This window comes from Pseudoalteromonas sp. NZS11, from assembly GCF_015864765.1.
Classification (GTDB): Bacteria; Pseudomonadota; Gammaproteobacteria; order Enterobacterales; family Alteromonadaceae; genus Pseudoalteromonas; species Pseudoalteromonas arctica.
Genome location: NZ_JADYWP010000005.1, coordinates 149,767 through 173,916 on the forward strand (window position 1 = coordinate 149,767; position 24,150 = coordinate 173,916).

Annotated in this window: 23 protein-coding genes; 10 read left to right on the top strand and 13 right to left on the bottom strand. The window is 38.8% G+C overall.

Annotation, left to right across the window (positions count from 1 at the left end):
* The first annotated feature begins 37 nt into the window (after positions 1 to 37).
* Positions 38 to 1,642 (top strand): sensor histidine kinase, encoded by a 1,605-nt coding sequence (locus I6E82_RS12730; RefSeq protein ID WP_197118046.1) that lies wholly within the window; start codon positions 38 to 40, stop codon positions 1,640 to 1,642.
* A 491-nt stretch (positions 1,643 to 2,133) separates the two neighbouring features.
* Positions 2,134 to 2,850, top strand: coding sequence for a two-component system response regulator ArcA (gene arcA / locus I6E82_RS12735; protein WP_002962549.1), 717 nt, complete (start codon positions 2,134 to 2,136; stop codon positions 2,848 to 2,850).
* Positions 2,851 to 2,866: 16 nt separating this feature from the next.
* Here the strand turns inward: arcA and arcB are convergent, their stop codons facing one another.
* Entirely contained in the window at positions 2,867 to 5,185 is a 2,319-nt protein-coding gene (arcB, locus tag I6E82_RS12740; RefSeq protein ID WP_165722089.1) for an aerobic respiration two-component sensor histidine kinase ArcB, read from the bottom strand.
* Between the two features lie 232 nt (positions 5,186 to 5,417).
* Here arcB and folE2 point away from each other — a divergent pair, with 232 nt between their 5' ends.
* The 4 genes from folE2 to I6E82_RS12760 all read left to right on the top strand — a co-directional run bounded on the left by folE2 (position 5,418) and on the right by I6E82_RS12760 (position 8,826).
* Positions 5,418 to 6,338, top strand: a complete 921-nt coding sequence (folE2, locus tag I6E82_RS12745) for a GTP cyclohydrolase FolE2 (protein ID WP_197118047.1) — start codon at positions 5,418 to 5,420, stop codon at positions 6,336 to 6,338.
* 116 nt (positions 6,339 to 6,454) lie between these two features.
* Positions 6,455 to 7,051: a DUF2726 domain-containing protein gene (locus I6E82_RS12750; RefSeq protein ID WP_007582968.1), complete on the top strand. Its 597-nt coding sequence runs from the start codon at positions 6,455 to 6,457 to the stop codon at positions 7,049 to 7,051.
* 122 nt (positions 7,052 to 7,173) lie between these two features.
* A complete protein-coding gene (mtnN, locus tag I6E82_RS12755; RefSeq protein WP_197118048.1) occupies positions 7,174 to 7,881 on the top strand; it encodes a 5'-methylthioadenosine/S-adenosylhomocysteine nucleosidase in 708 nt (235 codons plus the stop codon).
* Positions 7,882 to 8,826, top strand: a complete 945-nt coding sequence (locus I6E82_RS12760; protein WP_024594516.1) for a cobalamin biosynthesis protein CobD/CbiB — start codon at positions 7,882 to 7,884, stop codon at positions 8,824 to 8,826. It begins immediately after the preceding gene.
* 95 nt (positions 8,827 to 8,921) lie between these two features.
* Here I6E82_RS12760 and tyrS read toward each other — a convergent pair whose 3' ends face one another.
* Positions 8,922 to 10,121, bottom strand: a complete 1,200-nt coding sequence (tyrS, locus tag I6E82_RS12765) for a tyrosine--tRNA ligase (protein ID WP_197118049.1) — start codon at positions 10,119 to 10,121, stop codon at positions 8,922 to 8,924.
* Between the two features lie 322 nt (positions 10,122 to 10,443).
* Between tyrS and I6E82_RS12770 the strand changes: the two genes are divergently transcribed.
* The gene (locus tag I6E82_RS12770) at positions 10,444 to 11,757 is read left to right on the top strand and encodes a peptidoglycan DD-metalloendopeptidase family protein (RefSeq protein WP_007585425.1); all 1,314 of its coding nucleotides are present in this window, start codon (positions 10,444 to 10,446) and stop codon (positions 11,755 to 11,757) included.
* 74 nt (positions 11,758 to 11,831) lie between these two features.
* Here the strand turns inward: I6E82_RS12770 and I6E82_RS12775 are convergent, their stop codons facing one another.
* From I6E82_RS12775 to I6E82_RS12795, 5 genes are all read right to left on the bottom strand, one after another.
* Positions 11,832 to 12,008, bottom strand: coding sequence for a hypothetical protein (locus I6E82_RS12775; protein ID WP_197118050.1), 177 nt, complete (start codon positions 12,006 to 12,008; stop codon positions 11,832 to 11,834).
* A 13-nt stretch (positions 12,009 to 12,021) separates the two neighbouring features.
* Positions 12,022 to 12,993, bottom strand: coding sequence for an aldo/keto reductase (locus tag I6E82_RS12780; RefSeq protein WP_007583820.1), 972 nt, complete (start codon positions 12,991 to 12,993; stop codon positions 12,022 to 12,024).
* A gap of 142 nt (positions 12,994 to 13,135) precedes the next feature.
* Positions 13,136 to 14,266, bottom strand: a complete 1,131-nt coding sequence (locus tag I6E82_RS12785) for a sodium ion-translocating decarboxylase subunit beta (RefSeq protein WP_002961942.1) — start codon at positions 14,264 to 14,266, stop codon at positions 13,136 to 13,138.
* A gap of 13 nt (positions 14,267 to 14,279) precedes the next feature.
* Positions 14,280 to 16,061 carry a sodium-extruding oxaloacetate decarboxylase subunit alpha gene (oadA, locus tag I6E82_RS12790; RefSeq protein ID WP_007583817.1) on the bottom strand — a complete coding sequence of 594 codons (1,782 nt, stop codon included), beginning with the start codon at positions 16,059 to 16,061 and terminating at the stop codon, positions 14,280 to 14,282.
* 11 nt (positions 16,062 to 16,072) lie between these two features.
* Positions 16,073 to 16,315, bottom strand: a complete 243-nt coding sequence (locus tag I6E82_RS12795) for an OadG family protein (protein ID WP_007583814.1) — start codon at positions 16,313 to 16,315, stop codon at positions 16,073 to 16,075.
* Between the two features lie 519 nt (positions 16,316 to 16,834).
* Here I6E82_RS12795 and I6E82_RS12800 point away from each other — a divergent pair.
* The 3 genes from I6E82_RS12800 (at position 16,835) to I6E82_RS12810 (ending at position 17,858) form a co-directional block, all read left to right on the top strand.
* Complete coding sequence (locus I6E82_RS12800; protein WP_002961939.1) at positions 16,835 to 17,008, top strand: DUF1328 domain-containing protein; 174 nt, start codon at positions 16,835 to 16,837, stop codon at positions 17,006 to 17,008.
* Positions 17,009 to 17,066: 58 nt separating this feature from the next.
* Positions 17,067 to 17,258, top strand: coding sequence for a hypothetical protein (locus I6E82_RS12805; protein WP_007378921.1), 192 nt, complete (start codon positions 17,067 to 17,069; stop codon positions 17,256 to 17,258).
* 132 nt (positions 17,259 to 17,390) lie between these two features.
* Positions 17,391 to 17,858, top strand: coding sequence for a YcxB family protein (locus I6E82_RS12810; protein WP_007583811.1), 468 nt, complete (start codon positions 17,391 to 17,393; stop codon positions 17,856 to 17,858).
* Positions 17,859 to 17,908: 50 nt separating this feature from the next.
* Here I6E82_RS12810 and csrA read toward each other — a convergent pair whose 3' ends face one another.
* The 6 genes from csrA to I6E82_RS12840 all read right to left on the bottom strand — a co-directional run bounded on the left by csrA (position 17,909) and on the right by I6E82_RS12840 (position 23,981).
* On the bottom strand, positions 17,909 to 18,100 hold the full coding sequence (csrA, locus tag I6E82_RS12815) for a carbon storage regulator CsrA (RefSeq protein ID WP_004587515.1): 192 nt from the start codon (positions 18,098 to 18,100) through the stop codon (positions 17,909 to 17,911).
* A 91-nt stretch (positions 18,101 to 18,191) separates the two neighbouring features.
* Positions 18,192 to 19,409, bottom strand: a complete 1,218-nt coding sequence (locus I6E82_RS12820) for an aspartate kinase (protein ID WP_007583808.1) — start codon at positions 19,407 to 19,409, stop codon at positions 18,192 to 18,194.
* Positions 19,410 to 19,415: 6 nt separating this feature from the next.
* Positions 19,416 to 22,016 (bottom strand): alanine--tRNA ligase, encoded by a 2,601-nt coding sequence (gene alaS / locus I6E82_RS12825; protein ID WP_121954070.1) that lies wholly within the window; start codon positions 22,014 to 22,016, stop codon positions 19,416 to 19,418.
* Between the two features lie 19 nt (positions 22,017 to 22,035).
* Entirely contained in the window at positions 22,036 to 22,488 is a 453-nt protein-coding gene (locus I6E82_RS12830) for a regulatory protein RecX (protein WP_121954069.1), read from the bottom strand.
* The gene (locus I6E82_RS12835; protein ID WP_007378958.1) at positions 22,488 to 23,276 is read right to left on the bottom strand and encodes a BPSS1780 family membrane protein; all 789 of its coding nucleotides are present in this window, start codon (positions 23,274 to 23,276) and stop codon (positions 22,488 to 22,490) included. The genes I6E82_RS12830 and I6E82_RS12835 overlap by 1 nt, the downstream gene beginning before the upstream one ends.
* Before the next feature lie 81 nt (positions 23,277 to 23,357).
* Positions 23,358 to 23,981 (bottom strand): GTP cyclohydrolase II, encoded by a 624-nt coding sequence (locus I6E82_RS12840; RefSeq protein WP_007583803.1) that lies wholly within the window; start codon positions 23,979 to 23,981, stop codon positions 23,358 to 23,360.
* Positions 23,982 to 24,150 lie beyond the last annotated feature (169 nt).

Genomic DNA, 24,150 nt, shown 5'->3' on the forward strand with positions numbered 1-24,150 from the left:
CTAAATAATCAAAATTAATTCAGGCGATAACGAAATAATGCCTAAAAAAGTTCATCAAAGTAGCATTCGCAAAGCACTCATAAATTTAATTATGCTTATTACAGCTATTTGCTTGTCGCTATCTATTTCGATATCTACTTATTTAAGCGTAAAAGAGCAAAAGCAATTAATCATTAATAAACTCGTCATACTTTCTGAAATTGTAGCTTTTGATGCTGGTAAATCAGTAGTTGAAGATGATAGAAAAACAGAAGAAAAACGCCTCAAGTCATTTGAAAATATCCCCCTTGTAAAAAACATACATATTTATTCAATAGAAAAAGCATCTCAAAAACCTGTTTTTTTTATTAGCTTTAATGCAAAAAAAACGCCTCCGGTGCCGTTAAGAATAGACAGTGTTGATGAGCTAAAAACGCCACGAATTACGAGCGATAATATTGAACTAACCCGCCCTATTTACGATAACGAAAAGTTGGTAGGTTATGTATATATGCGAGGGAGCCTCGAAAGTTTAGAGACTTATATTGAGAGAAAAATATTAATAGACGTGCTATTAACTCTATTAATTTTAATCGTTGTTTACTTTATTGCTATAAAAGTTCAACGACGTATAGCCAAGCCAATAGAGCAGTTAAGCATGCTATTGCAGGATGTATCTAAAAATCATAACTATGATGCACGCGCGCCAATAACCGATGTAAAAGAAATAACCGCTCTTTCAAATAGTTTAAATATCATGCTTACACGTACCAAAAAGCAACTTGAGCGCCACGAAAAAGATAAACAAGAAATAAAACAACTAAACCAGAGCCTTGAAGAAAAAGTAAACCAGCGAACAATCGCTCTCAGAGAAGCAAATCAAGAGCTTTTATCAACCCTTGAGAGAATGCATCAGTACCAAACGCAAATTGTTGAAAACGAAAAAATGGCATCGCTTGGGCAAATGGTTGCTGGGGTTGCTCATGAAGTGAATACACCAATAGGGCTAGGTATTACAGGCTCTACATTACTTCGAGATAAACTGGCAGATATACAGCAAAGCTTTGACGATAAAAAACTTACCTCAAGCCATCTAAAACGCTTTATAGATGAAGGTATTGAAAACTTAGACTTAATTTATCGTAATCTAAATCGTGCCGCAGACCTGATATCTAACTTTAAAAAAGTGGCCGTTATTCAAGATGACGGTGTTAATACCCATATTAATGTACATAAATTAATAAGTGATGTTTTAACATCGATTCAATCTGAACTACTGCCTAAAAAGCCTGTCGTTATTATTAACTGTCCGACCGACTTGGCTATTCATAGTAAGTCTGAACCTCTGCAACAAGTGTTTCAGCAGTTGCTCATGAACTCTGTGATTCATGGATTTATAGGTAAAGAAAATAATGAAATTCGCTTTGACGTAGAACTGGTAGGGAAAAAATTAACAATAGTTTATTCTGACAATGGTCAAGGCGTTGATAAAAACATTAAAAATAGAATTTTTGACCCGTTTGTAACTTCAAAGCGCGGACAAGGCGCAAGCGGCTTAGGCATGCACTTGGTCTACAACCTAGTAACACAAGCACTTGGCGGAAGAGTTATGTTTGATCTTGAAGAAAAACACGGTGCTCGCTTTATAATTACTATTCCTTAAATAAAGATCACTAAAAAGTGCATATATTTAAAATTTATCCTTGAATTAGCATTTAATGACCTCATTAATGAGGCATGTGATAAGCGCGTAACATTATTTAATTGCATTAAATAAATATTACCAAGCGATTTATGAACTTTTTTATCTTTGCTGTATCACATACATTGATGAAAGGTTAGAAAGTGATATAGTTTTGCTTTGAATTAGTCTGATTATTTTAAGTACCTTGTTTGATTGAATGATGTATCAATTATTAAAGGAAAATGGCTTCGACTTTATGATTCAAATAGCTACATCCACGTATATATCAATTAAACAGTAGTTTTTGCACTGCCCTTTTTAGTAGACTTTGGACACCCTACTGTTTTATTTTTATCCAATTTGTTTTTTCCTTGTTAACAAATGGGTATAATCCTATAATCTCTAGTAATCGGTTATAAATTCGTCACCGGTTTTTTTATAAATAAAATATTCCAAAAGGTTAATTAATAATGCAAACGCCAGTCATTCTAATCGTAGAAGATGAAGACGTAACTCGACTGAACCTAGTTAGTTTATTTGAAGCTGAAGGGTACAAAGTTATTGAAGCCATTGATGGCGATGATATGCATGACAAGCTTACAAATAACGATGACGTTAATCTTGTAGTTATGGATATCAACCTTCCTGGTAAAAACGGTCTTATTTTAGCCCGTGAATTACGCCAAAAGCGTAAAGTAGGTCTTATATTCCTAACGGGTCGTGACAACGATGTTGACCGTATTTTAGGTCTTGAAATTGGCGCAGATGACTACGTTACTAAGCCATTCAACCCGCGTGAATTAACTATTAGAGCTCGCAACCTTATTACTCGTACTGCTTTAGGCGGTGAAGAGTCAGCACTAGAAACAAATGGTGTTATTACGTTTAACGGTTGGGAACTTGATGAAAATAGCCGCTGTCTTACTTCTCCAAATGGCGATGCTAAACGTTTACCAAAAGGTGAGTACAGAGCACTTCGTTTAATGCTTGATTCTCCAGGTCGTATTTTTAGTCGTGAGCAATTAATCAAGCACATGACAGGCCGTGAGCTTCGCGCAAATGACCGTACTGTTGATGTTACTATTCGTCGCATTCGTAAGCATTTTGAAAGTGATAACTCAACGTCAGAGTTAATCAGCACCATCCATGGTGAAGGTTACCGTTTCATTGGTAAAATTGACGCTTAATTAGAGCTAATTAGTTTTACTCTAATTGCTGTAAAAATAAATGAAGGGCTTTTTGTCCTTCATTTATTTTATCTGCTAAAACATCTAACCACTGCTTCAACATTTCATCAGATTCATCAATCGCACCATGCTCCATTATTTTGGCATGAAGCTGCACATCATTTAAACCTACCGATCCAGCCGCACCTTTAAGTTTATGCGCTACTGATTCATACTCTTCTCTATCGCCGGTATTTAATGAGGTAAGTAATTCTTGCTGATATTGTGGACTTAGCTTTTCGAATAACTGACTACTGCGTCTAAATACAACTAAGCCCATCGAATTTACAAAGTCTTCTATTGTTTCAATATCTAATAAGTGTGCATCAATGCCCTCTAGCGCTTCTTCACTTACTTTTAGCTGTGGCTCTGTGCATTCACTTTGCTTAATGCCAAATAAGTCAGCCAGCATTTTATCAAGCTTAACTGTGTTAATTGGTTTAGCCAACGCACCTTGTATTGATATACCTTCAAGCTCTTTTTCAGCACTGCGTACATTGGCAGTTAAAGCAACAATAGGTAATTTATCGAAGTGGCTATCTGAGCGTATTTGCTTAGCAACCACGTCACCGTTTATATCTGGCAATTGCATATCGAGTAGTACTAAATCTAAGTCATCTTCGGTTTCGACAAACGAGAGCGCATCTTCACCGGTTTCAGCCCATAACACTTCATGCCCGCGTTGCTCTAATAGGTTTGTAGCAATTTCGGCGTTCAGAGGCACATCTTCTACTAGCAGAATATACAAACCACGGCCAACATAACTTTGCTCTGTTGGTGCAACACATAAACTAAGCGGTATTTGCACTGTAAAACAACTTCCTTCGCCTTCAGTACTATTTACCGTAATTATCCCTTTCATTGCACTTACAAGTGCTTTAGTTACAGCTAAACCAATACCGGAGCCTATCGCGTTAGTGCCTTTTAAATCCGGCGCTTTGTAATACATATCAAATATATGGGCAAGTTGCTCTGGTGGAATACCTTGACCGGTATCTAGTACCTTAATAACTAACCATGGGCCTTCTACGCGATTTTCTCTGCTGCATTCGAGTGTTACTTTGCCTTGCTGAGTAAACTTAACGGCGTTGTTAATTAAGTTCCAAACAACTTGGCGTAATCGAGTCGGATCGAGCTGCGCGTAAACATCAAGTATGCCATTGCGCTTAATATCAAACTCAAGCTCTTTTTGCTCTGCTATTAAGCCTGCAAAATTAACTACATCGTTTATAAAGTCTGACACATTAATAGAATTGGTTGCTATATCGAGCTGATCTCTATCTATTTTATCTAAATCTATAATATCGTTAAAAATATTACCGAGTGTTTCAGCACTCGAAAAAATAGTATTGCCCCAACTACGCTGCTGCTTATTAAGCTCTGTGTCTAATAACATACGCGTTAAACCAACAATGCCATTTAAAGGAGTACGTAGTTCATGGCTCAGCGTAGCAATAAACTTACCTTTGTCTTTATAGGCAGTTTCGAGTGCTTGTGCTGCTTCTTTACGGCTAGTGATATCACGACCAAAGCCCAGTAAACCAATGTAGTCACCGTCATCATTTATAAAAGGTAATTTACGCAGCTCAAACCAACGTGTTTCACCATTTACTTCATAGCCTACATCTATAGTTAGTGCTTTATGGCTTTGCTCTACTTCTTTATCGGTTGCCAAAACTTCAGCTAAAAAATGACTCGGGAATATCTGCTCAACCGTTTTTCCTATTAACTCACTACTTGATTTTCCCATTACCTCTTCAAACATTTTATTACAGCCGGCAAATACACCGTTGTTATCGCGGTAATAAAATAGATCGGGAGATGAATCAACGATTGAGCGTTGCAACATACTTTGTTGGGCAAGTTCTTGTTGTGTTTTTTTACGCTCAGCAATTTCTCGGCGCAGCTCTTCAATAGCGCGATGCTTGGCATGAAATGCCATTTTACGCTCATCAATTTCAATATTTAAACGACTAATGTTGTCTTTTAGGGTTTGGTTTAAGAGCTTCTCCTGCTTGGTTGCGCTATCTAAATAAGCATACGAGGCATCTAATTGACGAATTGAATTAAGTAATACACTTATAATTAAAGGAGAAACTACAGCCGTAAAAAATACCACAGCCAAAATATCAACAAGGTGTAATTCGCCTATCGCAACATAATAAAACATGCTCGATAAAATAAGAGATACAGTTAAAAATAAAGTGTAACAAATAGCTGCGGTTTTAAATTCACCAAATCGCGTTATTGAGCTGGAAAGTACCCGAGCCCAAGGGCTCAAAGAATAATCGGTCATACGTAATTTTATCTCTTAGCTGTGTGCTTAAATATAAAGAAGGCAATGCGCATGTATAAACATACCATTTTCCCAGATTTTAGCATTTTTCTCCTACCACTACCCATGTTGTGCGATAAAAACAGAATTTTTCATGTTTGATTTTGCTCATCTCTTAAACTCATCATTTCAGCAATAAATTATTTAGTGTAAAATGCCCCGCTTTATTATCTCCAAAATACGAGTAGCGCACATGCAAACCAATATGCCAGATATAGCAGACACTGCACCCGCTTTACAAACAGGTAAATTAGACTGGGTTGGCATGGGCGAAATCGAACTGCCATTTATTTTTGAGTCACGAGACTTATCTCCAGTTACAGTAAATGCCAAAGCTCGTGCATTTGTAAATTTGCATAAAGAAGATGCCAAAGGCATTCATATGTCACGTCTATTTTTAGCACTTGACCTGCTTTCGACTGAGCAGCAAGTCAATCCGCAAACAATAGCGCAAGCACTCGATACCTTTATAACTAGCCACGAAGGGCTGAGCGATAAAGCACAAATTGAATTTAAATTTGAATTACCGCTACGCCGTAAATCACTATTAAGTGGTAAAGCAGGCTGGAAAAGCTACCCAGTTGTACTTACCAGTACAATTGAAAATAACATTATTAGCTACGAGCTAACCGTAGATGTTACCTATTCTTCAACATGCCCTTGTTCTGCAGCACTTGCGCGCCAGCTTATACAAAACGCGTTTAACGAAAAGTTTAACCAAGAAACCTTAAGCCAAAAAGATGTGCACGAATGGCTAGGCACTACACAAGGCATAGTTGCTACACCTCACTCGCAGCGCTCTATTGCCAACGTAAAAGTAAAGCTTGATAGCAATATTCAACAATTTGACGTAGTGACTCTAATAAACACCCTCGAAGCTGAACTTAAAACGCCTGTACAAGCGGCAGTAAAACGCGAAGACGAGCAAGAATTTGCCCGTTTAAATGGTCAAAATCTTATGTTTTGTGAAGATGCAGCGCGTAAAATTAAAGCTTTATTAGAAACAGATAATTACAGCGATTACTGGCTACAAATAAACCACTATGAATCACTCCATGCACACGATGCTGTAGCTATTGCGGTTAAAGGTATTGAAGGTGGATACAAAGCTTAATAGCTACATCGTTTTAGCTTTTACAAACAGTTGGTAATTATTTTATAACTCATACTTTTTAGGCACGTAAATTGCTTTATTTGAGCAGTGTCAATTTGTTGTTATGGAGTTACCGTATGGAATTCGCTTTATTATTAATTCTAGTATTAGTTGTCGGGGCTTCTGTTGTTGCGTCAAAATTTAATGACGATGGCGGAAACCCGTATCCTTTTACCCGCAAGCAAACTGTTTTTACGCAGGTTGAAGGCGCTTTTTTAAATCTTCTCGAGCGTGCTGTAGGCGATCAATATAAAATTGTTAGTCGCGTTAAGCTAATTGACGTTATTGACTGTAAGCAAGGTCTTTCTATTAAATCTAAACGTGCTGCTTTAGCTAAAGCTAAAAATAAGCAACTCGACTTTGTATTAATCGATAAAGAAAAACTAACTATTGTTGCGGCCGTTGACCTAGTTAACAATGCCAATAAAGATGGCCACAAAGCTCAACGTGACTGGTTTGTAAACGGTGCACTAGAGTCTGCGGGCATTCCACATATTCGTATGAAAGTTAAATCGGGCTACCGTCCATCAGAAGTACGCGATGCAATTATGTTTAAACTTGGTAAGCCTGCAGCAACACAAACGCAGCGCCCTGTTCGTAATCGCTCACATAAGCCAGCGGTACTTTCACCTTCTCAAGCCAAAGCACAAACAACTGCTTTAGCTGAAATTTAAAAACCAAATTAAATACTCTCCTAAAAAGTATTTAAAGCGAGCTCATAAACAAGCTCGCTTTTTTGTTTTTTATTGCTAACTTCACGTATAATCAAGTGATTCAAACTCAGGAATTAAACATTATGAATGTTGGTATTATTGGCGCAATGGAGCCAGAAGTTAAAATTTTACGTGAAGCGATGCAAAACCCACAAATTTTAACTAAAGCAGGTTTCACTTTTTATACTGGTGAATTGGCTGGTAACACAGTAACACTTGTACAATCTGGTATTGGTAAAGTAGCATCAACAATTGCAACTACCTTACTGATTGATAACTTCAAACCTGATTGCGTAATTAACACAGGCTCTGCCGGTGGATTCGATCCTTCTCTAAGTGTTGGCGACGTAGTAATTTCGTCAGAAGTACGTCATCACGATGTAGATGTTACTGCTTTTGGCTACCAAATTGGCCAAGTACCACAAATGCCAGCAGGCTTTGCAGCTCACCCTAAATTAGTTGAAGCAGCACAACAAACAATCGAACAAATCAGTGATGTTAAAACACTTGTTGGCTTAATTTGTACTGGTGACACATTTATGTGTGACCCTGTGCGTATCGATAAAGCACGCAGTGATTTTCCTACAATGCTTGCCGTTGAAATGGAAGGCGCTTCAATTGCACAAACGTGTTTTACGCTTAACACACCATTTGTTGTAATTCGCTCAATGTCTGATATAGCAGGTAAAGAGTCACCACAATCGTTTGAAGAATACCTAGAAACAGCATCAATCAACTCATCTAAAATGGTTGTCGCACTTTTAGAAAAGCTAACTGCAGTGTCTCTGTAAATGCTTAGCAATATTGTTCAAAACCACTTGGACTTTATTGCCTTCATACTAGCGCTCCTTGCTGAGCGCTTTATTCCCCTTATTAGCTGGTATCATCCTAATACAGCGTTAAATGCTGTTTTTAGTGCTATTGGCAAGCGCATATACAAAAGCAAAGAACCTAAAAGCTATCAATATTTGGCAGCTATACTCGCAAGCACGCTCATTTTAAGTGTCATTCTCATTATTGTAGTGCTACTACTCGAGTTTGCTTTTTACCCTGAATTACTCGCAGGTCTTATTTTATACTTATGCTTAGAAAGTAAGAGTATTGATAAAAAAGCACTTCGCATTGCAAAGCTAACTAAACAAAATCAAAAATCGACAGCACGCGAATTACTAAAACCACTGCTTGCCCGTGAAGTTAATAGGCTTTCATCTCCTGGTATTATTAAAGCATTAATTGAAAGCTTAATACTGCGCACTGCTCGATACTATTTCGTAGTTATATTTATATTTTTAGCCTTTGGCCCTATTGCTGCCCTCGCCTATCGATTGCTTACTTTAATACAACAAGCCTGGCGTAGTGATATATCCCCAAATAGCTACTTTTTAAAACCGCTTAAAACTCTCTTGTTTATTATTGAGTATATTCCAATGCGCTTACTCGCTTTAACTATTGCAGCAAGTAGAGCGAGCAAACAAAGCATGCACTACATAAAGCATTATGGCAGACATTTTTACCAAACAAATACAGGTTGGCTACTAAGCACATGCTCTGCATCACTTGGTGTGCAGCTGGGCGGGCCTGCAGTTTATTTAGGTACTCGCTTTAATAAAATGCGTATTGGTACTGATAGACTACCTACACCCGAGGATGTACCTGTAATAATTAATAGATTAAATCAGGCGCGTGTATTTTGGTTGTTAGTAATTGTAAGTATTGAAATATTAAAAGTGATTTAGTGACTATTTAGTGACTACCTCGTAACTAATTTTTCAGCCAAAATACGAGCACAAAAAAACCAGCCTAGGCTGGTTTTTTAGTTTTCAAACGGTATTTAAGCTACAGTGATGTTTGCAAACTTACGTTTACCTACTTGGTAAATAGCTGTTGTGCCTTTTGCTATTTCAAGTTTGGTGTCAGTGATTTTATCTTCACCGTTAAGTTTAACTGCACCTTGCTTAATCATACGCATTGCTTCTGATGTACTTACTACTAAATTTGCTTCTTTAAGCAAGTTAGCAATTAAAATAGTATCTTCTGCAATAGTGATTGTCAGCTCTGGGATTTCATCTGGTAACGCTTTTTTCTGAAAACGCTGAATAAAATCATCATGTGCACCTTGTGCATCAGCTTCACTATGAAAACGAGCAATTAACTCTTTAGCTAGTTCTATTTTAATATCGCGCGGGTTAGTACCTTGCTCAACACGTTCTTTTTGATCTGCAATTTCTTCAATAGAAAGCGCGCTTAATAAATCGTAATAACGCCACATTAGCACATCACTAATTGACATTATTTTACCAAACATATCGTTTGGCGCATCAGTAATACCAATGTAGTTACCAAGCGACTTAGACATTTTTTGAACGCCGTCAGTACCTTCAAGTAATGGCATCATTAATACTGTTTGCGGCTTTTGGCCTTCAACTTTTTGTAGCTCACGACCCATGAGCAAGTTAAAGCGCTGATCTGTACCGCCCAGTTCAACATCTGACTCTAGTGCAACCGAATCCCAACCTTGTACCAGTGGATATAAAAACTCGTGAATTGCAATTGGTTGACCGCTGCCGTAACGCTTTTTAAAGTCATCACGTTCAAGCATGCGCGCTACTGTTTGGTTAGCAGCAAGTTTTATCATACCTGCAGCGCCTAACTTTTCCATCCAAGTAGAGTTAAATGCAACAGTGGTTTTAGCAGGATCTAGAATTTTGAATACTTGTTCTTTATATGTTTCGGCATTGGCTAGTACGTCTTCGCGAGTAAGTGGTTTACGCGTTACGTTTTTACCTGTTGGGTCACCAATCATGCCAGTAAAGTCACCAATTAAGAAAATAACCTCATGACCTAAATCCTGAAAGGTTTTCATTTTATTAATTAGTACAGTGTGCCCTAAATGTAAATCAGGGGCTGTAGGATCAAAGCCAGCTTTTATTTTTAGCTTTTTGCCCGACTTTAGTTTCTCAACTAGTTCGTCTTCAATTAATATTTCTTCTGCACCGCGTTTTATCTCTGCTAGAGCGGTTTGTAAATCCACTTTGTGTTACTCCAAAATTCTGCCTACGAAGGGGCGGACTAGTTACTTGTAATCACGGTTTAATATAGGTTTAAACCGAATATATATATGTAGCTAACATAACAAATTTCTACCTAATTAAAATAACTTTTTAAGTTATTAATGCAACTAAACAAAATGAATTGAGTCTTAGTTAGATAGGACGTTAAAAAAGGCTTCCTAACCCTGATTTTAGCGTAGTTTAAGGTTAGTTTAAATCTACAAAGCACTAGTATTCGTACATTATTAAGTATATCCTGCAATATTATGTATTTATTATCTTGACAGCAGAAAAAGGCACGTTATGGTTCACGTGGTTAACACTCTCCCAAAAAAACACAAATTGCTTATTTTAGGTTTAGTTTCTGCTATTGCCGGCTTGGCATTTCTTCCTTCTGAAAAAGCGACTGCTTCTAAAGACAATAATGCAGATGCATTAGAGATAGGCAAGCGCTATGAGTTACAAGTTAAAGTTGATGACAACGAAAAATTAACTGAGTTAAATTCAGAGCAAGCAGCAGAAAAGTTACCAGAATACGACTTTGTCGATCATAAAGTTAAAAATGGCGACAATTTAGCAATTATCTTCAAACGTGCTGGTTTTTCAGCTCAAACGCTCCATAAACTAATTAACACTAACGCAGAAACGCGCAAGCTAACTAAAATTCACCCTGGTGAAATACTTAGCTTTGCGACAGCTGAAGATGGCTCTTTGGCTCAACTGCGCTATGTGATTTCAAAAACCGATACTTTATTTGTTACCTTAAATGAAGAAGGTAACTACGATACAGCTATTGATAGTAAAGAAATTGAAACGCTAACCAAAACCGCTGGCGGCGAAATATCTAACAACTTTTGGACTTCAGCAATAGCGGCAGGTTTAAGCGAACGTCAAATAATGAACTTTGCTGACATATTTGGTTGGGATGTTGATTTTGCAAACGACATTCGTAAAGGCGATGTGTTTGGCTTAATTTACGAGTCTCATTATGTTGATGGCGAGTTTATTGGTACCGGTAAAATTATTGCCGCTGAATTTGTAAACCAAGGTCAGCGCTTTGCAGCGATTCGCCATACCGACGGCAATTTTTATACGCCTGAAGGGCGTAGCATGAAAAAAGCATTTTTACGTGCACCTGTAAGCTTTAAGTATATTAGTTCGAGCTTTAATCCTCGTCGCTTACACCCAGTTACTGGGCAAGTTAGAGCACACCGTGGTATCGACTTTGCGGCACGCACTGGCACACCGGTGGTTGCATCAGGTAACGGTAAGGTAGTTAAAGCGGGTTACAGCAAGTACAACGGTAACTACGTATTTATTAGCCATGGCACACAATATGTAACTAAGTACTTACACCTAAATAAGAAACTAGTTAAAACGGGCCAAAAAGTTAAACAGGGCCAACAAATTGGTACTGTAGGTTCTACGGGTCGTGTTACTGGCGCGCATTTACACTATGAATTTTTAGTAAATGGCGTTCACCGTAATCCTAAAACAGTAAAACTTCCTAAGTCAGAGCCACTACCTCGCTCAGAACTTGCTAAGTTTAAACCGATTGCAGATAACTTTATTGCCCAACTTGAGCGCAATCGCGAGCTACAGTTAGCACTTAAATAAAGTTTATTAATAAACATTAAAAAAGCCTTTGCAGGTTAAACCTGCAAAGGCTTTTTTGTATACGCTAAAAACCATTAATACATTAATACATAAATGAGCTGAATCACTAAAGACACCATCACTAATGGCCAAATATATTTGCTGTATTTGGTTGCACCGTTGAGCCCTATTTTACTTTGATATTTTTCAAGCAATGGAATAAATATCGCTAGCGCGACAAACAAACCAATTAAAATAACGAATATATTCATATCAATGCCCTTCTTATGGTAGCTCATGGCCTTTAGCGCTTACATAAAGTGCATACCAATGCTCACGAGTTAGTTGTACGTTTACAGCATCACAAGAGGCTTTAATACGCTTGGCATTAGTTGTTCCAATAATAGGCTGAATAGATGCGGGATGACGCAGTAACCATGCAATGACTATAGCCTCAGCAGAAGTATCATAAAGTGCAGCCAGCTTATTAACTAAAAGACTGGTGTTGATATCTGCCTGAGATGCGTTTGATAAATCACTGCCGCTGTATAATCCTTGGCATAAACTGCCCCAGCTTTGAATTTGAATTTCAAAATGGCGACAATACTCAATACTACCGGGCGTAAAATTAAGATCCTTACCGTCACTATTACCGGCATATACACCCTCATCAACAAACTGATGTTTTTGTAAACTAGCCTCAATTTGATTAGCCACAATCGGCATATCAAGTGCATGCTGTAAAAAATTCATTTGGTGCTGCTGCATATTAGATACTGCAAAATTGCGCACTTTACCGCTTTCTTTTAAGCAACTAAATATACGAGCAATTTCGTTAACTTCCATGAGTGGATCAGGACGATGTAGCATAAGTACGTCTAAATAGTCTGTATTTAATCGTTTTAATGATGCTTCAACTGATTGCTCAATCCACTTTGATGAAAAATCATAGCGCTTTGGCCCTAAGTCATCTTCAAAACGAATCCCACACTTAGATTGAATATACATGTGCTCTCTAAGCTCTGGTCGCTCGCTTAATGCTTTACCAAAAACCTGCTCCGCTTTACCAAAAGTATAAATATCAGCATGGTCAAAAAAGTTAATGCCACCTTCAATAGCGTTATCTATGCATTCATGAGTTTGCTTAACATGTGCATCAGTGATTGCGTCTTTATTCCAACCGCCGCCCAGACCCATGCATCCGAATACAAGTTTACTAACATGAGGTAAGTGCTTTGCTAAAGGTGTGTGAAGCATGATAACTATCCTTAAAATTTTGAAGAGCTGTTACTGTAAACAAAAAGCGCTGAACAAGAAACTATTTAGCGGTGAACAAATTAAGAACAAAAAAAAGCGCAGTAAACTGCGCTTAATGGTTAATCTATTTTAAATTACATTATTAGCCAACAAGTGCTAATAAAATACCCGCAGCAACTGCACTACCAAGTACACCCGCTACGTTGGGTCCCATAGCATGCATAAGTAAAAAGTTATGTGGGTTGCTTTCAAGGCCAACTTTATTAACTACTCGTGCCGCCATTGGCACAGCCGATACACCTGCAGCCCCAATTAATGGGTTTATAGGTGTTTTAGATATGCGGTTAAGTCCTTTTGCCATAAATACGCCAGATGCCGTACCAATTGCAAAAGCCAGTGCGCCAAGCACTAAAATACCAATCGTCTCAACAGTTAAAAACTTATCTGCAGCAAGCTTTGAACCTACAGCTAAACCTAAAAATATAGTTGTAACATTGATGATTTCGTTTTGAGCACTGTTACTTAATCTATCAACAACACCCGACTCTCGCATTAAGTTACCTAAACAAAACATACCTACAAGCGGTATAGCAGCCGGTAAAAACATAGCCGTTAAACTAAGCACCATAAGAGGGAAAATAATCTTTTCCTTTTTAGATACTTTGCGAAGCTCTGGCATCTTAATTTTACGTTCTTCTGGGGTTGTTAACGCACGCATAATTGGCGGTTGAATAATTGGTACTAATGCCATATATGAGTATGCTGCTACCGCTATTGCACCAAGTAAATCAGGAGCCAGTTTTGACGCTAAAAATATTGCAGTCGGTCCATCTGCACCACCAATAATTGCAATAGCCGATGCGTCCTGTAGAGTAAACTCAAAGCCTGGCACATAGTTAAGTAATATTGCGCCAAACAGTGTAGCAAAAATACCAAACTGTGCAGCCGCACCTAATAACAACATACGTGGGTTTGCAATAAGCGCGCTAAAGTCGGTCAGCGCCCCTACTCCCATAAATATTAATAACGGAAAAATCCCCGTATCAATACCCACGTAATAAACGTAATACAAAAGCCCACCTGGGTCTGACAAACCTGCCACTGGTACATTTGTTAAAATTGCACCAAAACCAATAGGTAGTAATAATAGTGGTTCAAAGCCTTTAGCTATCGCTAAAAACAGTAATAAACACCCTACCGCAATCATAATTAACGATGGGATTGTAAAGTTAGCAATGCCAGTAGCATTCCAGAGGTTTAAAATACCTTCCATCCTCTATTTACTCCTAAGCTAATGCAATCATAGCGTCGCCGGTGGTTACAGCATCGCCTTCACCAACTAACACTTCAGCAATTGTTCCGGTATGCGTAGCGCGTATTTCAGTTTCCATTTTCATGGCTTCCATAATAATCACTACATCACCTTCGTTAACAACTTGCCCAGCTTTTACCTTAATCTTAAAAATATTACCGGCTAAAGGGGCATTAAGTGTTTCACCTGATGCAACTGAAGCAGACTGAGGAATGTGCTCAGAGTCTTTTAATGTTACTTCTTTTAGCTCACCACCTTGCGCCACTACTACGTCGTAAACTTTACCATCTACTTTTACGCTGTATTGCTCAGCTTTAACGCTACTATTATTTGATCCCGATTTTGGTGCTGCCTTATTGCTCTTATCTTCAACGGTAGGAATAGGCTCAAATGCATCAGGGTTATTACGATTTTTAATAAATTTCAAACCAACCTGCGGAAACAATGCATAAGTTAGTACGTCATCAATTTGCTCATCAGCAAGTGTTAAACCTTGCTCTTGCGCTTCTTTTAATAACTCAGCTTCAAGCGTTGCAAGCTCTGGTGCAATGTTATCTGCAGGGCGACAAGTAATAACCTCTGCTCCATCAAGCACACGCTCTTGTAGCTCTTTATTCATTGGTGCTGGTGTTAAGCCATATTCACCTTTTAATACGCCAGCAGTTTCTTTAGTAATTGTTTTATAACGCTCACCGGTTAGCACGTTAAGTACTGCTTGAGTACCTACGATTTGCGACGTAGGTGTTACTAAAGGTAAAAAGCCAAGATCTTCACGTACACGTGGGATCTCAAGCAAAACTTCATTAAGCTTATCTGCCGCGCCTTGCTCTTTAAGTTGGTTTTCCATGTTTGTAAGCATGCCACCAGGTACTTGAGCTAGTAAAATACGACCATCAACCCCTTTTAAGCTACCTTCAAATGCCGCATATTTTTTACGTACATCTCTAAAGTAAGCAGCAATTTCTTCTAGATGGTTTAAGTCAAGGTCAGTATCGCGCTCAGTTCCTTCAACTATCGATACAATAGTTTCAGTTGCTGTGTGTCCGTAAGTCATACTCATAGATGAAATAGCGGTATCAAGCATATCAATGCCTGCATCAATCGCTTTTTGATAAGTCGCAGTACTTAAACCTGTTGTAGCGTGGCACTGCATAGCAATAGGAACCGATACGGTTTCTTTAAGAGCTTTAATTAGTTTTTCAGCATCGTACGGCTTTAATAAACCCGCCATATCTTTAATACAAATTGAGTGACAGCCTAAATCTTCTAATTGCTTAGCAAGAGTCAGCCACATATCAAGCGTATGAACAGGACTTACCGTGTACGAAATAGTACCTTGAGCATGCGCGCCTACTTTTATAGCCGCTTTAATCGCTGTTTCTAGGTTACGTACATCGTTCATTGCATCAAATATACGAAATACGTCAACGCCATTTTTATGTGCGCGTTCTACAAACTTTTCAACTACATCATCAGCGTAATGGCGGTAGCCTAATAGGTTTTGACCGCGTAATAGCATTTGCTGTTTAGTATTAGGCATCGCTTTTTTAAGCGCACGAATACGCTCCCAAGGATCTTCGCCTAAATAACGAATACACGAATCAAATGTAGCACCGCCCCACGATTCAATAGACCAATAACCTGCATCATCTAGCTTGCTAGCAATAGGTAGCATATCGTCTAGGCGCATACGTGTTGCGAGCAATGATTGGTGCGCATCGCGTAATACCAATTCTGTTAATTTTAATTTAGCCATGTGTGTGCCCCTTATTTATTATTTGATTTGTACTGAGCAATGGCAGCACTAATAGCAGCGATGTGCTCATTAGGCACACCTTGAGATTTAAAAGACGGTGATTTAGCTGGTGATGCCTCTGGTTCGCTATAGCGCGTCACCAAATTAGACATAAGCGTTACTGCACCAATTAATATCGACAGAAATACAAACACCCCAACCATACCAGTTAGCATTAAGCTACCAGCCGTTGTGAGTAGAGCACCTATATCCATTTTTCTCCCCCTTGAAACCCATATCGAAAATAAAAAATCGATTTAATTAAATATTTATTCACTGGATAATAACAAAACTAGTCGCTTTGTCTACATCTTGTAAATTGGTAAAACCAATTAAACTATAAACAACATAACACTCAACAAATTTACATGCCATAACCCAGCAATCATGCGCCCTACAATACATACAGAAAATAACGACTATAGCTAATAGTTATATGGAAGTTGTTAATTAACTATTCAACTTAATAAAAATAACTGCCAAATTTTATAATAAGTACAAAAACACACATCAATTGTTAATTGGTCTTACCAAAAGCATTGTTTTTAGTGAATATTTACCGGTAACTTGTAACAGTGTGAATAACTTACATAACAAAGCGTAAAAATTACTAACTAACTAATAACTAAAAACTCAGTTAAAAACCATAACTATCTGATATAAAACAAAAATAAACTTTGGCATATAACTGGCATTAGTTATTGTGAGCAAATTTGATAACCAAGGAGAAAACAATGTTACGCTGGACAATTACATTTTTAGTTATTGCTTTAATCGCTGCAGTGTTAGGTTTTGGTGGCATCGCAGGTGCCGCAGCTGGTATAGCAAAAATTATATTTTTTATATTTTTAGTACTTTTAGTGATCTCATTAGTTTCAGGTGCACTACGTGGTAAATCACCCAGGTAGATAAAGCATTCAACTAACAAACACTAAAATTTAATTAATACTTACAAGGAATTACATTATGAATTCAACAACTGTAAAAGCAGCACTAATCGGTCTATTCGCAAGTTTCTTCATCATGGGTTGTGAAGATAATCATGCAGAAGACGCAGGCGAACGTATTGACGAAGCAGTAACTGACGTGCAAAACAAAGTAGAAGATGCATGTGAAAATGTTAAAGAAGGCGTAAACGCTGAAGAAACTAACTGTTAATTCTTCTTGTATCGCTAAAAAACGGCCTTAGGGCCGTTTTTTTGTGTCTGTAATAAAATCACTGACTATAAAGCTGCTCATTTAGCGGTTAGCTTGTTAAAATAAAAAAAACGATATTTAAAGCAAGGCAATATGGCATTTACAACAACCTACACACTAGATAAACCTTACTTTTACGAGTGCTTTGACGAGTCACTCCCCTACAGTAAGCGCGCCAAACCTAAGTACTTTTTACTTGTACTCCTCGTTGCGCTTGGTTTATTTGGCATTTATGTTTTAAACGATCATTACTTAGGATCGTTTATGATCATGCTAGGTGTACTAGAGTGCGTCGCTTTTTACTATCGCAGACCTTGGTGGGTAACCAGACAAATGCTCAGCAGAGCGTCAGGCTCTGAGGTAACACTTACCTTTGATGAAGAAGGCATTAAATCGGCTAATCATTACAAAAGCTTTCAGCTAACTTGGCAAGACATAAGCGAAGTAATAGATACTCAGCAAGGTATTATTATTAAAAATAAAAGCGGCATGCAATACATTTCAAAACAAATACTAACCCCAGAAACACTCGCTTTTATAAACAAAAAAGCCACTCAGTGAGTGGCTTTTTGACTAGTTGAGTTAATTACTCAACTACGTATACGTGTTGATTAAGCATTGCCCGGATTAGGGTTCGACTTTTCAGCTTGTATGCGCATGTAAATCTCTTCACGATGCACTGATACGTCTTTTGGTGCATTAACACCGATTCGAACTTGATTTCCTTTAACACCTAGAACAGTAACTGTTACTTCGTCACCAATCATTAGGGTTTCACCTACTCTACGAGTTAGTATTAGCATTCTCTTGCTCCCATGTTCCAATAAAAATTATAAGATTCCGCTTAAACATACTAATGAAAATTAGACTGAAAAGTAAGTAAAAACTCTCAATCTATCCATTTTCTGTTAAAAATGCTTTGTGTAATGCACGAACTGCCAACTCTAGGTACTTTTCATCTATTAAAACTGAAATTTTAATCTCAGAAGTCGAGACTAAAACCACATTAATATTTTCCTGCGCTAATGCATCAAAAAATAAACTTGCTACACCAGAATGCGATTTCATACCCATTCCAACAGCAGAAACTTTAGCTACCGTTGGTAATCCGCTTATATTTTGAGCACTGAGTTGAGCTTGATCTTCGCTCAATAATTCAAGTGCTTGCAGATAATCATTCGAGTGCACAGTAAAAGCATAGTCTATTTTTTCAAAGATATGATTAACTTGATTAATCATATCTATTTCGATGCCATTATCAGCAAAAAGTTTCAATATTTTTGAAAGATATTGCGTACCGCTTGGCACACCATCTACTTTAATTAAACATTCGTCACGATTAAACGCAATCCCCGATACCACCTTGCTTGGCATATCGTTCTCCTCAAAACTTATTAATGTGCCTTCATCAGGATTAAAACTAGAAAGCACCCTAAGTGGCACATTGTGTCTACCTGCAGCTTCTACTGAACGAATATGCAAAACTTTTGCGCCTAAACTTGCCAGCTCTAGCATTTCGGCAAAAGTAACTTGGCTCATTCTGCGCGCGTTAGGTTCAACACGAGGATCTGTAGTATATACGCCGTCAACGTCTGTATAGATCTGGCATTCGTCGGCTTTTATAGCCGCTGCTATTTCTACAGCCGATGTATCGGTGCCGCCGCGTCCAAGCGTTGTAATATTGCCCTCAATATCACGTCCCTGAAACCCAGCAATAATAGCAATACGATTATGCTCAAGCTCATGCTTTAAGCGCGTAGCAGCAACCTCAGCAATACGAGCTTTACCAAACATGTTGTCGGTTAGAATATTGACTTGATCGGCTAATAAGCTTACAGCTGAATGACCACGTTTGATAATAGCCATAGCAAGCAGTGATACAGAAACCTGCTCTCCGGTGCTAATAAGTACATCTAGTTCACGGCTACTCGGGCGAGTATCAATTTGTTTGGCGAGGTTAATTAAGCGGTTGGTTTCTCCCGACATAGCCGAGAGCACCACAACCACTTGATGTCCTTGTTGCCTGGTTTTAACAACAAGGTCGGCGACTGCTTCAATTCGCTCTATTGAGCCGACCGAAGTGCCACCGAATTTTTGAACAATAAGCGCCACTTAGGCTTAAGTACGCTCAGTTAACCAAGCTGTAACGCTATCTAGTGCAGCAGCAAGGTTTTGTGGTTCACTACCACCGGCTTGTGCCATATCTGGACGACCGCCACCTTTACCACCTACTTGACCTGCCATATGGTTAACTAACTCACCGGCTTTTACCTTGCCTGTTAAGTCTTTCGTTACACCGGCAATTAGGCTTACTTTGTCGCCACTGGCAACACCCAGTGCAATAACACCTGAGCCAATCTTGTTTTTAAGGTCATCAACCATACCGCGAAGCGCTTTAGATTCAGTACCTTCAACGTTTGCTACAAGTAGCTTAACGCCATTAATTTCAACAATCGAATCAAGTAAAGACGCGCCCGCTGCACTTGCTAGCTTATCGCTAAGCTGTGCAATTTGCTTTTCAAGGCCTTTAGATTTTTCAAGCAACGCAGTTACTTTTTCAAGTACCGATGCGCTATCGCCTTTAACTAAAGCTGCAACATCGCTAAGTTGTTGCTCTTGCTCGCTAACGTACGCTACAGCATCTGCACCGGTTACCGCTTCAATTCGGCGAACACCTGCGGCAATACCACTTTCAGATACAATTTTGAATAAACCAATATCGCCAGCGCGCTCAACGTGAGTACCACCACAAAGCTCAATAGAGTAGTCGCCAATAGTAACTACACGTACTTCGTCATCGTACTTTTCGCCAAACAATGCCATAGCACCTTTCGCTTTAGCATCATCAATAGCCATAAGCTCAGTATTAAGTGCAAAGTTACGACGAATCTCGTCATTAACTACACGCTCAATTTCACGTAGCTCATCTTTAGTAACTGCTTCAAAATGCGAAAAGTCAAAACGTAAACGATCTGGCTGAACAAGTGAGCCTTTTTGGCCTACATGGTCGCCTAATAGTTGGCGTAGTGCTTCGTGTAAAATATGCGTAGCTGTGTGGTTTTTCTTAATGCTGTCGCGGCGCGTATCATCAATAGTGGCGTCAACTTTGTCATTAACACCAATACGACCTTGTACAGTACCGTGGTGAGCAAAAGCATTACCAAGCTTAGTGGTATTAGTAACATTAAATTCGCCACCAGCAACTGTAATAGTACCCGTGTCACCCGTTTGACCGCCTGATTCAGCGTAAAACGGTGTGCGGTCTAGTACTACAATACCTTGTTGACCATCTTCTAATAACTGAACAGCTTCGCCACCGGCAAAAATTTCAATAACGGTCGCGCTGTAATGTGTGCTGTCGTAACCTTTAAAGTCAGTGTGTTTATCTGATTTTAATTGGTCATTGTAATCTGCACCAAATTTACCTGCTTGCTGCGCTGTTTTACGTTGTACAGCCATACACTCTTCAAAGCCTTGATGATCAATTGTCATCTGGCGCTCACGCGCAACATCGGCCGTTAAATCAGCTGGGAAACCATACGTATCATAAAGTTTAAATACTAAGTCGCCCGGTATAATATCGCCTTTAAGGTCGCTTAAGCTTTCTTCTAAAATAGCTAAGCCACGCTCAAGTGTTTTACCAAACTGTTCTTCTTCAATGCGTAATACTTTTTCGATAATTTCTTGTTGCTTAGCAAGCTCAGGGTACGCTTGACCCATTTGCTCAATTAGCGCAGCAACTAATTTATAGAAAAACGAACCTTGTGCACCTAATTTGTTACCGTGGCGCACAGCACGACGAATAATACGGCGCAGTACATAACCACGGCCTTCGTTAGATGGCATAACACCGTCTGAGATTAAAAACGCACACGAACGAATGTGATCGGCCACTACGCGTAATGACTTATCGTCCATGTCTTGTGCATTAGTAACACTTGCAGCAGCAGCAATTAAGCCTTGGAATAAATCGATTTCGTAGTTTGAATGCACGCCCTGCAAAATAGCAGAAATACGCTCAAGGCCCATTCCCGTATCAACAGATTGCTTAGGTAGAGGCAACATTGTACCGTCGCTTTGACGGTTGTATTGCATAAATACAAGGTTCCAAATTTCGATGAAACGGTCGCCGTCTTCCTCAGGAGAGCCCGGAGGACCGCCCCAAATATGCTCGCCGTGATCATAAAATATTTCAGAACACGGACCACACGGGCCAGTATCGCCCATAGACCAAAAGTTGTCTGAGGTCGCAATACGAATAATACGATCCTCTGGTAAGCCAATTTCGTTAGCCCAGTAACCAAACGCTTCTTCATCATCATGATAAATAGTTACTAAAAGTTTTTCTTTAGGTAGGCTTACTACCTCAGTTAAAAACTCCCATGCAAACTTAATCGCGTCTTGCTTAAAGTAATCACCAAAGCTGAAGTTACCTAACATTTCAAAAAATGTATGGTGGCGAGCAGTGTAGCCTACGTTTTCTAAATCGTTATGCTTACCGCCAGCACGTACACAGCGCTGCGAGCTTGTCGCACGTGTATAAGGGCGGCTTTCTGCGCCTAAAAATACATCTTTAAATTGCACCATGCCGGCATTGTTAAATAACAACGTGGCATCGTTACCCGGTATAAGCGAGCTAGAAGGTACTATTTGATGTTGCTTGCTGGCAAAAAAGTCTAAAAACTGTTGCCTAATTTGTGCGGTAGTCATGTGCTGCATTTGAAAGTCTCACCTGTATTTACTGTGCTTGCATTGCAAAATTAATTTCATCGTAGCTAAAACCCCGATACATTAAGTAGCGCACGCGCTTAGCTTTATCTTTGTAATCGAGATCTGGCGGTGTATTTGAATATTTTTTATTGTACGCATCCTGCGCAAGCTCAAACCAATCTACTTCAAGCTCTTCAACTACCAATTCAAGTAGCGAACGATCAATCCCTTTGCCCATAGCTTCGCTTTGTATTCGCTTAAGCCCGTGGCATTTAAATATGTGTTTTCTTACAAAGCCTTCACAGTATCGCTGCTCGTTAATAAAATTATGCTTTTCGCACCAATCAAGCAGCGTTTCAATAAACTCTTCTGTGGCTTCTTTTTGCTGTAATTTGAGCGTTAACTCACGACGCGAATATTCTTGGCGCCCTAGTAACCAAAGTACATAGTTTTTTAGTTTTTGCTTTAATTTATCATCCATTAAGCGTCAAAACGCCCGCTTGTTTCACTACTAAGTGGCTTAACATTAATGTCGTCACTTGGTGGTACAACAGGCATAAAAATGGCTTGATAAGATACAAAAAAGCTAATGTAGCAAATCGGCATTAAAATCAACAGTGGTAAGAACGATAAGAACATCGAAAGCGCCATAAATAATGCGCAAATAAGGCCAAAAACGCCAAGTGGCAAAATGTTATGATAAAACACCATTAACGATTTTTTAAGCGCCGTTAAAATACGTGTTTCTTTACTAAAATAAACAAGCGGTACAGCGTAAGCAAACGCCGTTAAATAAATTAGCATTGCCATAAAAAACAAAATGACATTCGCGCCCGAAATACTCTCAAGCATTTGTTCAAGTGCTACATTTGGATCTAGTCCTGGTTGGCTCATAACAGCCACTGCATCGGCAAATAAGCCATTAGCAAGTAACGCCATTAAAATGCCCGCACCCATCTGATAAAGTGCTAAACGCAATAACCCTAAACGATTTCCCTTAGCCGTAAATGGCTTGAGAATATCGGCTAGCATAATTTTTCCGCCCTGCTGCTTACTAAGCACCGCTTGGTAAAACCCTGCGGTTAAAAATGGCGTAGCTAGTGCTGCTACTACTTGCAGCAGCGGTAAAAATAAAGACAGCAGCCCTACAATACCAATAAATAAATGCATAAAAATAAAGGTTGCTGGCTGGGTTTTAAAAATAAGCCATCCGGCTTTTAACCACTTTAGCCCTGCATCGGCTTTAAAAATTCGTAATTGTGTAGACATACTTGCTCTTAATTTAAAACGAAACACGCCAAGTATAACTTGGCGTGAGGGGGTATTAATAGACGAAACGTAATTAAATGATTAAGGTTTTTTAATTTTCTTAATATCTAACATATGCGCGCCATGTTTAATTTTTGTTTCTAGGTACGATTTATTACCCGCAACACCCGCTTTAATGTGCGCATGCGTGCCCACAACCGAGTCAACATTAATACCGGCATCTTTTAATGCGTTAAGCTTTTTAGGATTATTGGTCATTAATTTAACGTGGCTTAAATTAAGCGCATTAAGCATTAACACAGCATCCGAAAAATCACGTAAATCATCAGCAAAGCCTAAATGATTATTAGCTTCGTAGGTGTTCATACCTTGCGATTGCAGTACGTAAGCATCAATTTTGTTGTATAAACCAATGCCACGGCCTTCTTGGCGTAAATACAATAAAATACCGCCTTGCTCGTGCATCATTTCAATACATTCATTTAGCTGCTCGCCGCAATCACAACGCGATGAGTAAAATACATCGCCTGTTAAACACTCTGAATGCATACGAATAAGCGGTACATCTTGCTCTGTATCAGCGTTGTTAAACACCATAGCAATATGTTCTTTACCATCTTTTAAATCAGTAAATGAGATTATTTCTGCAGGGATATCACTATTTCTGCCAACATTAAGCTGGACTCTTGCTCTTACTTGCGCCACGACAAATCCAAATATTTAAATAACTACGACACGACAATAAAGTGATAATATCACAAAATAGGATAAATACACCGTAGTACAAGACTGTTTATGGCAAATATATGGCGACGACAGGCGTTATTTTCAATGATTGTTAAGCAATTAATAACCCGAATATTACAACTTCGCT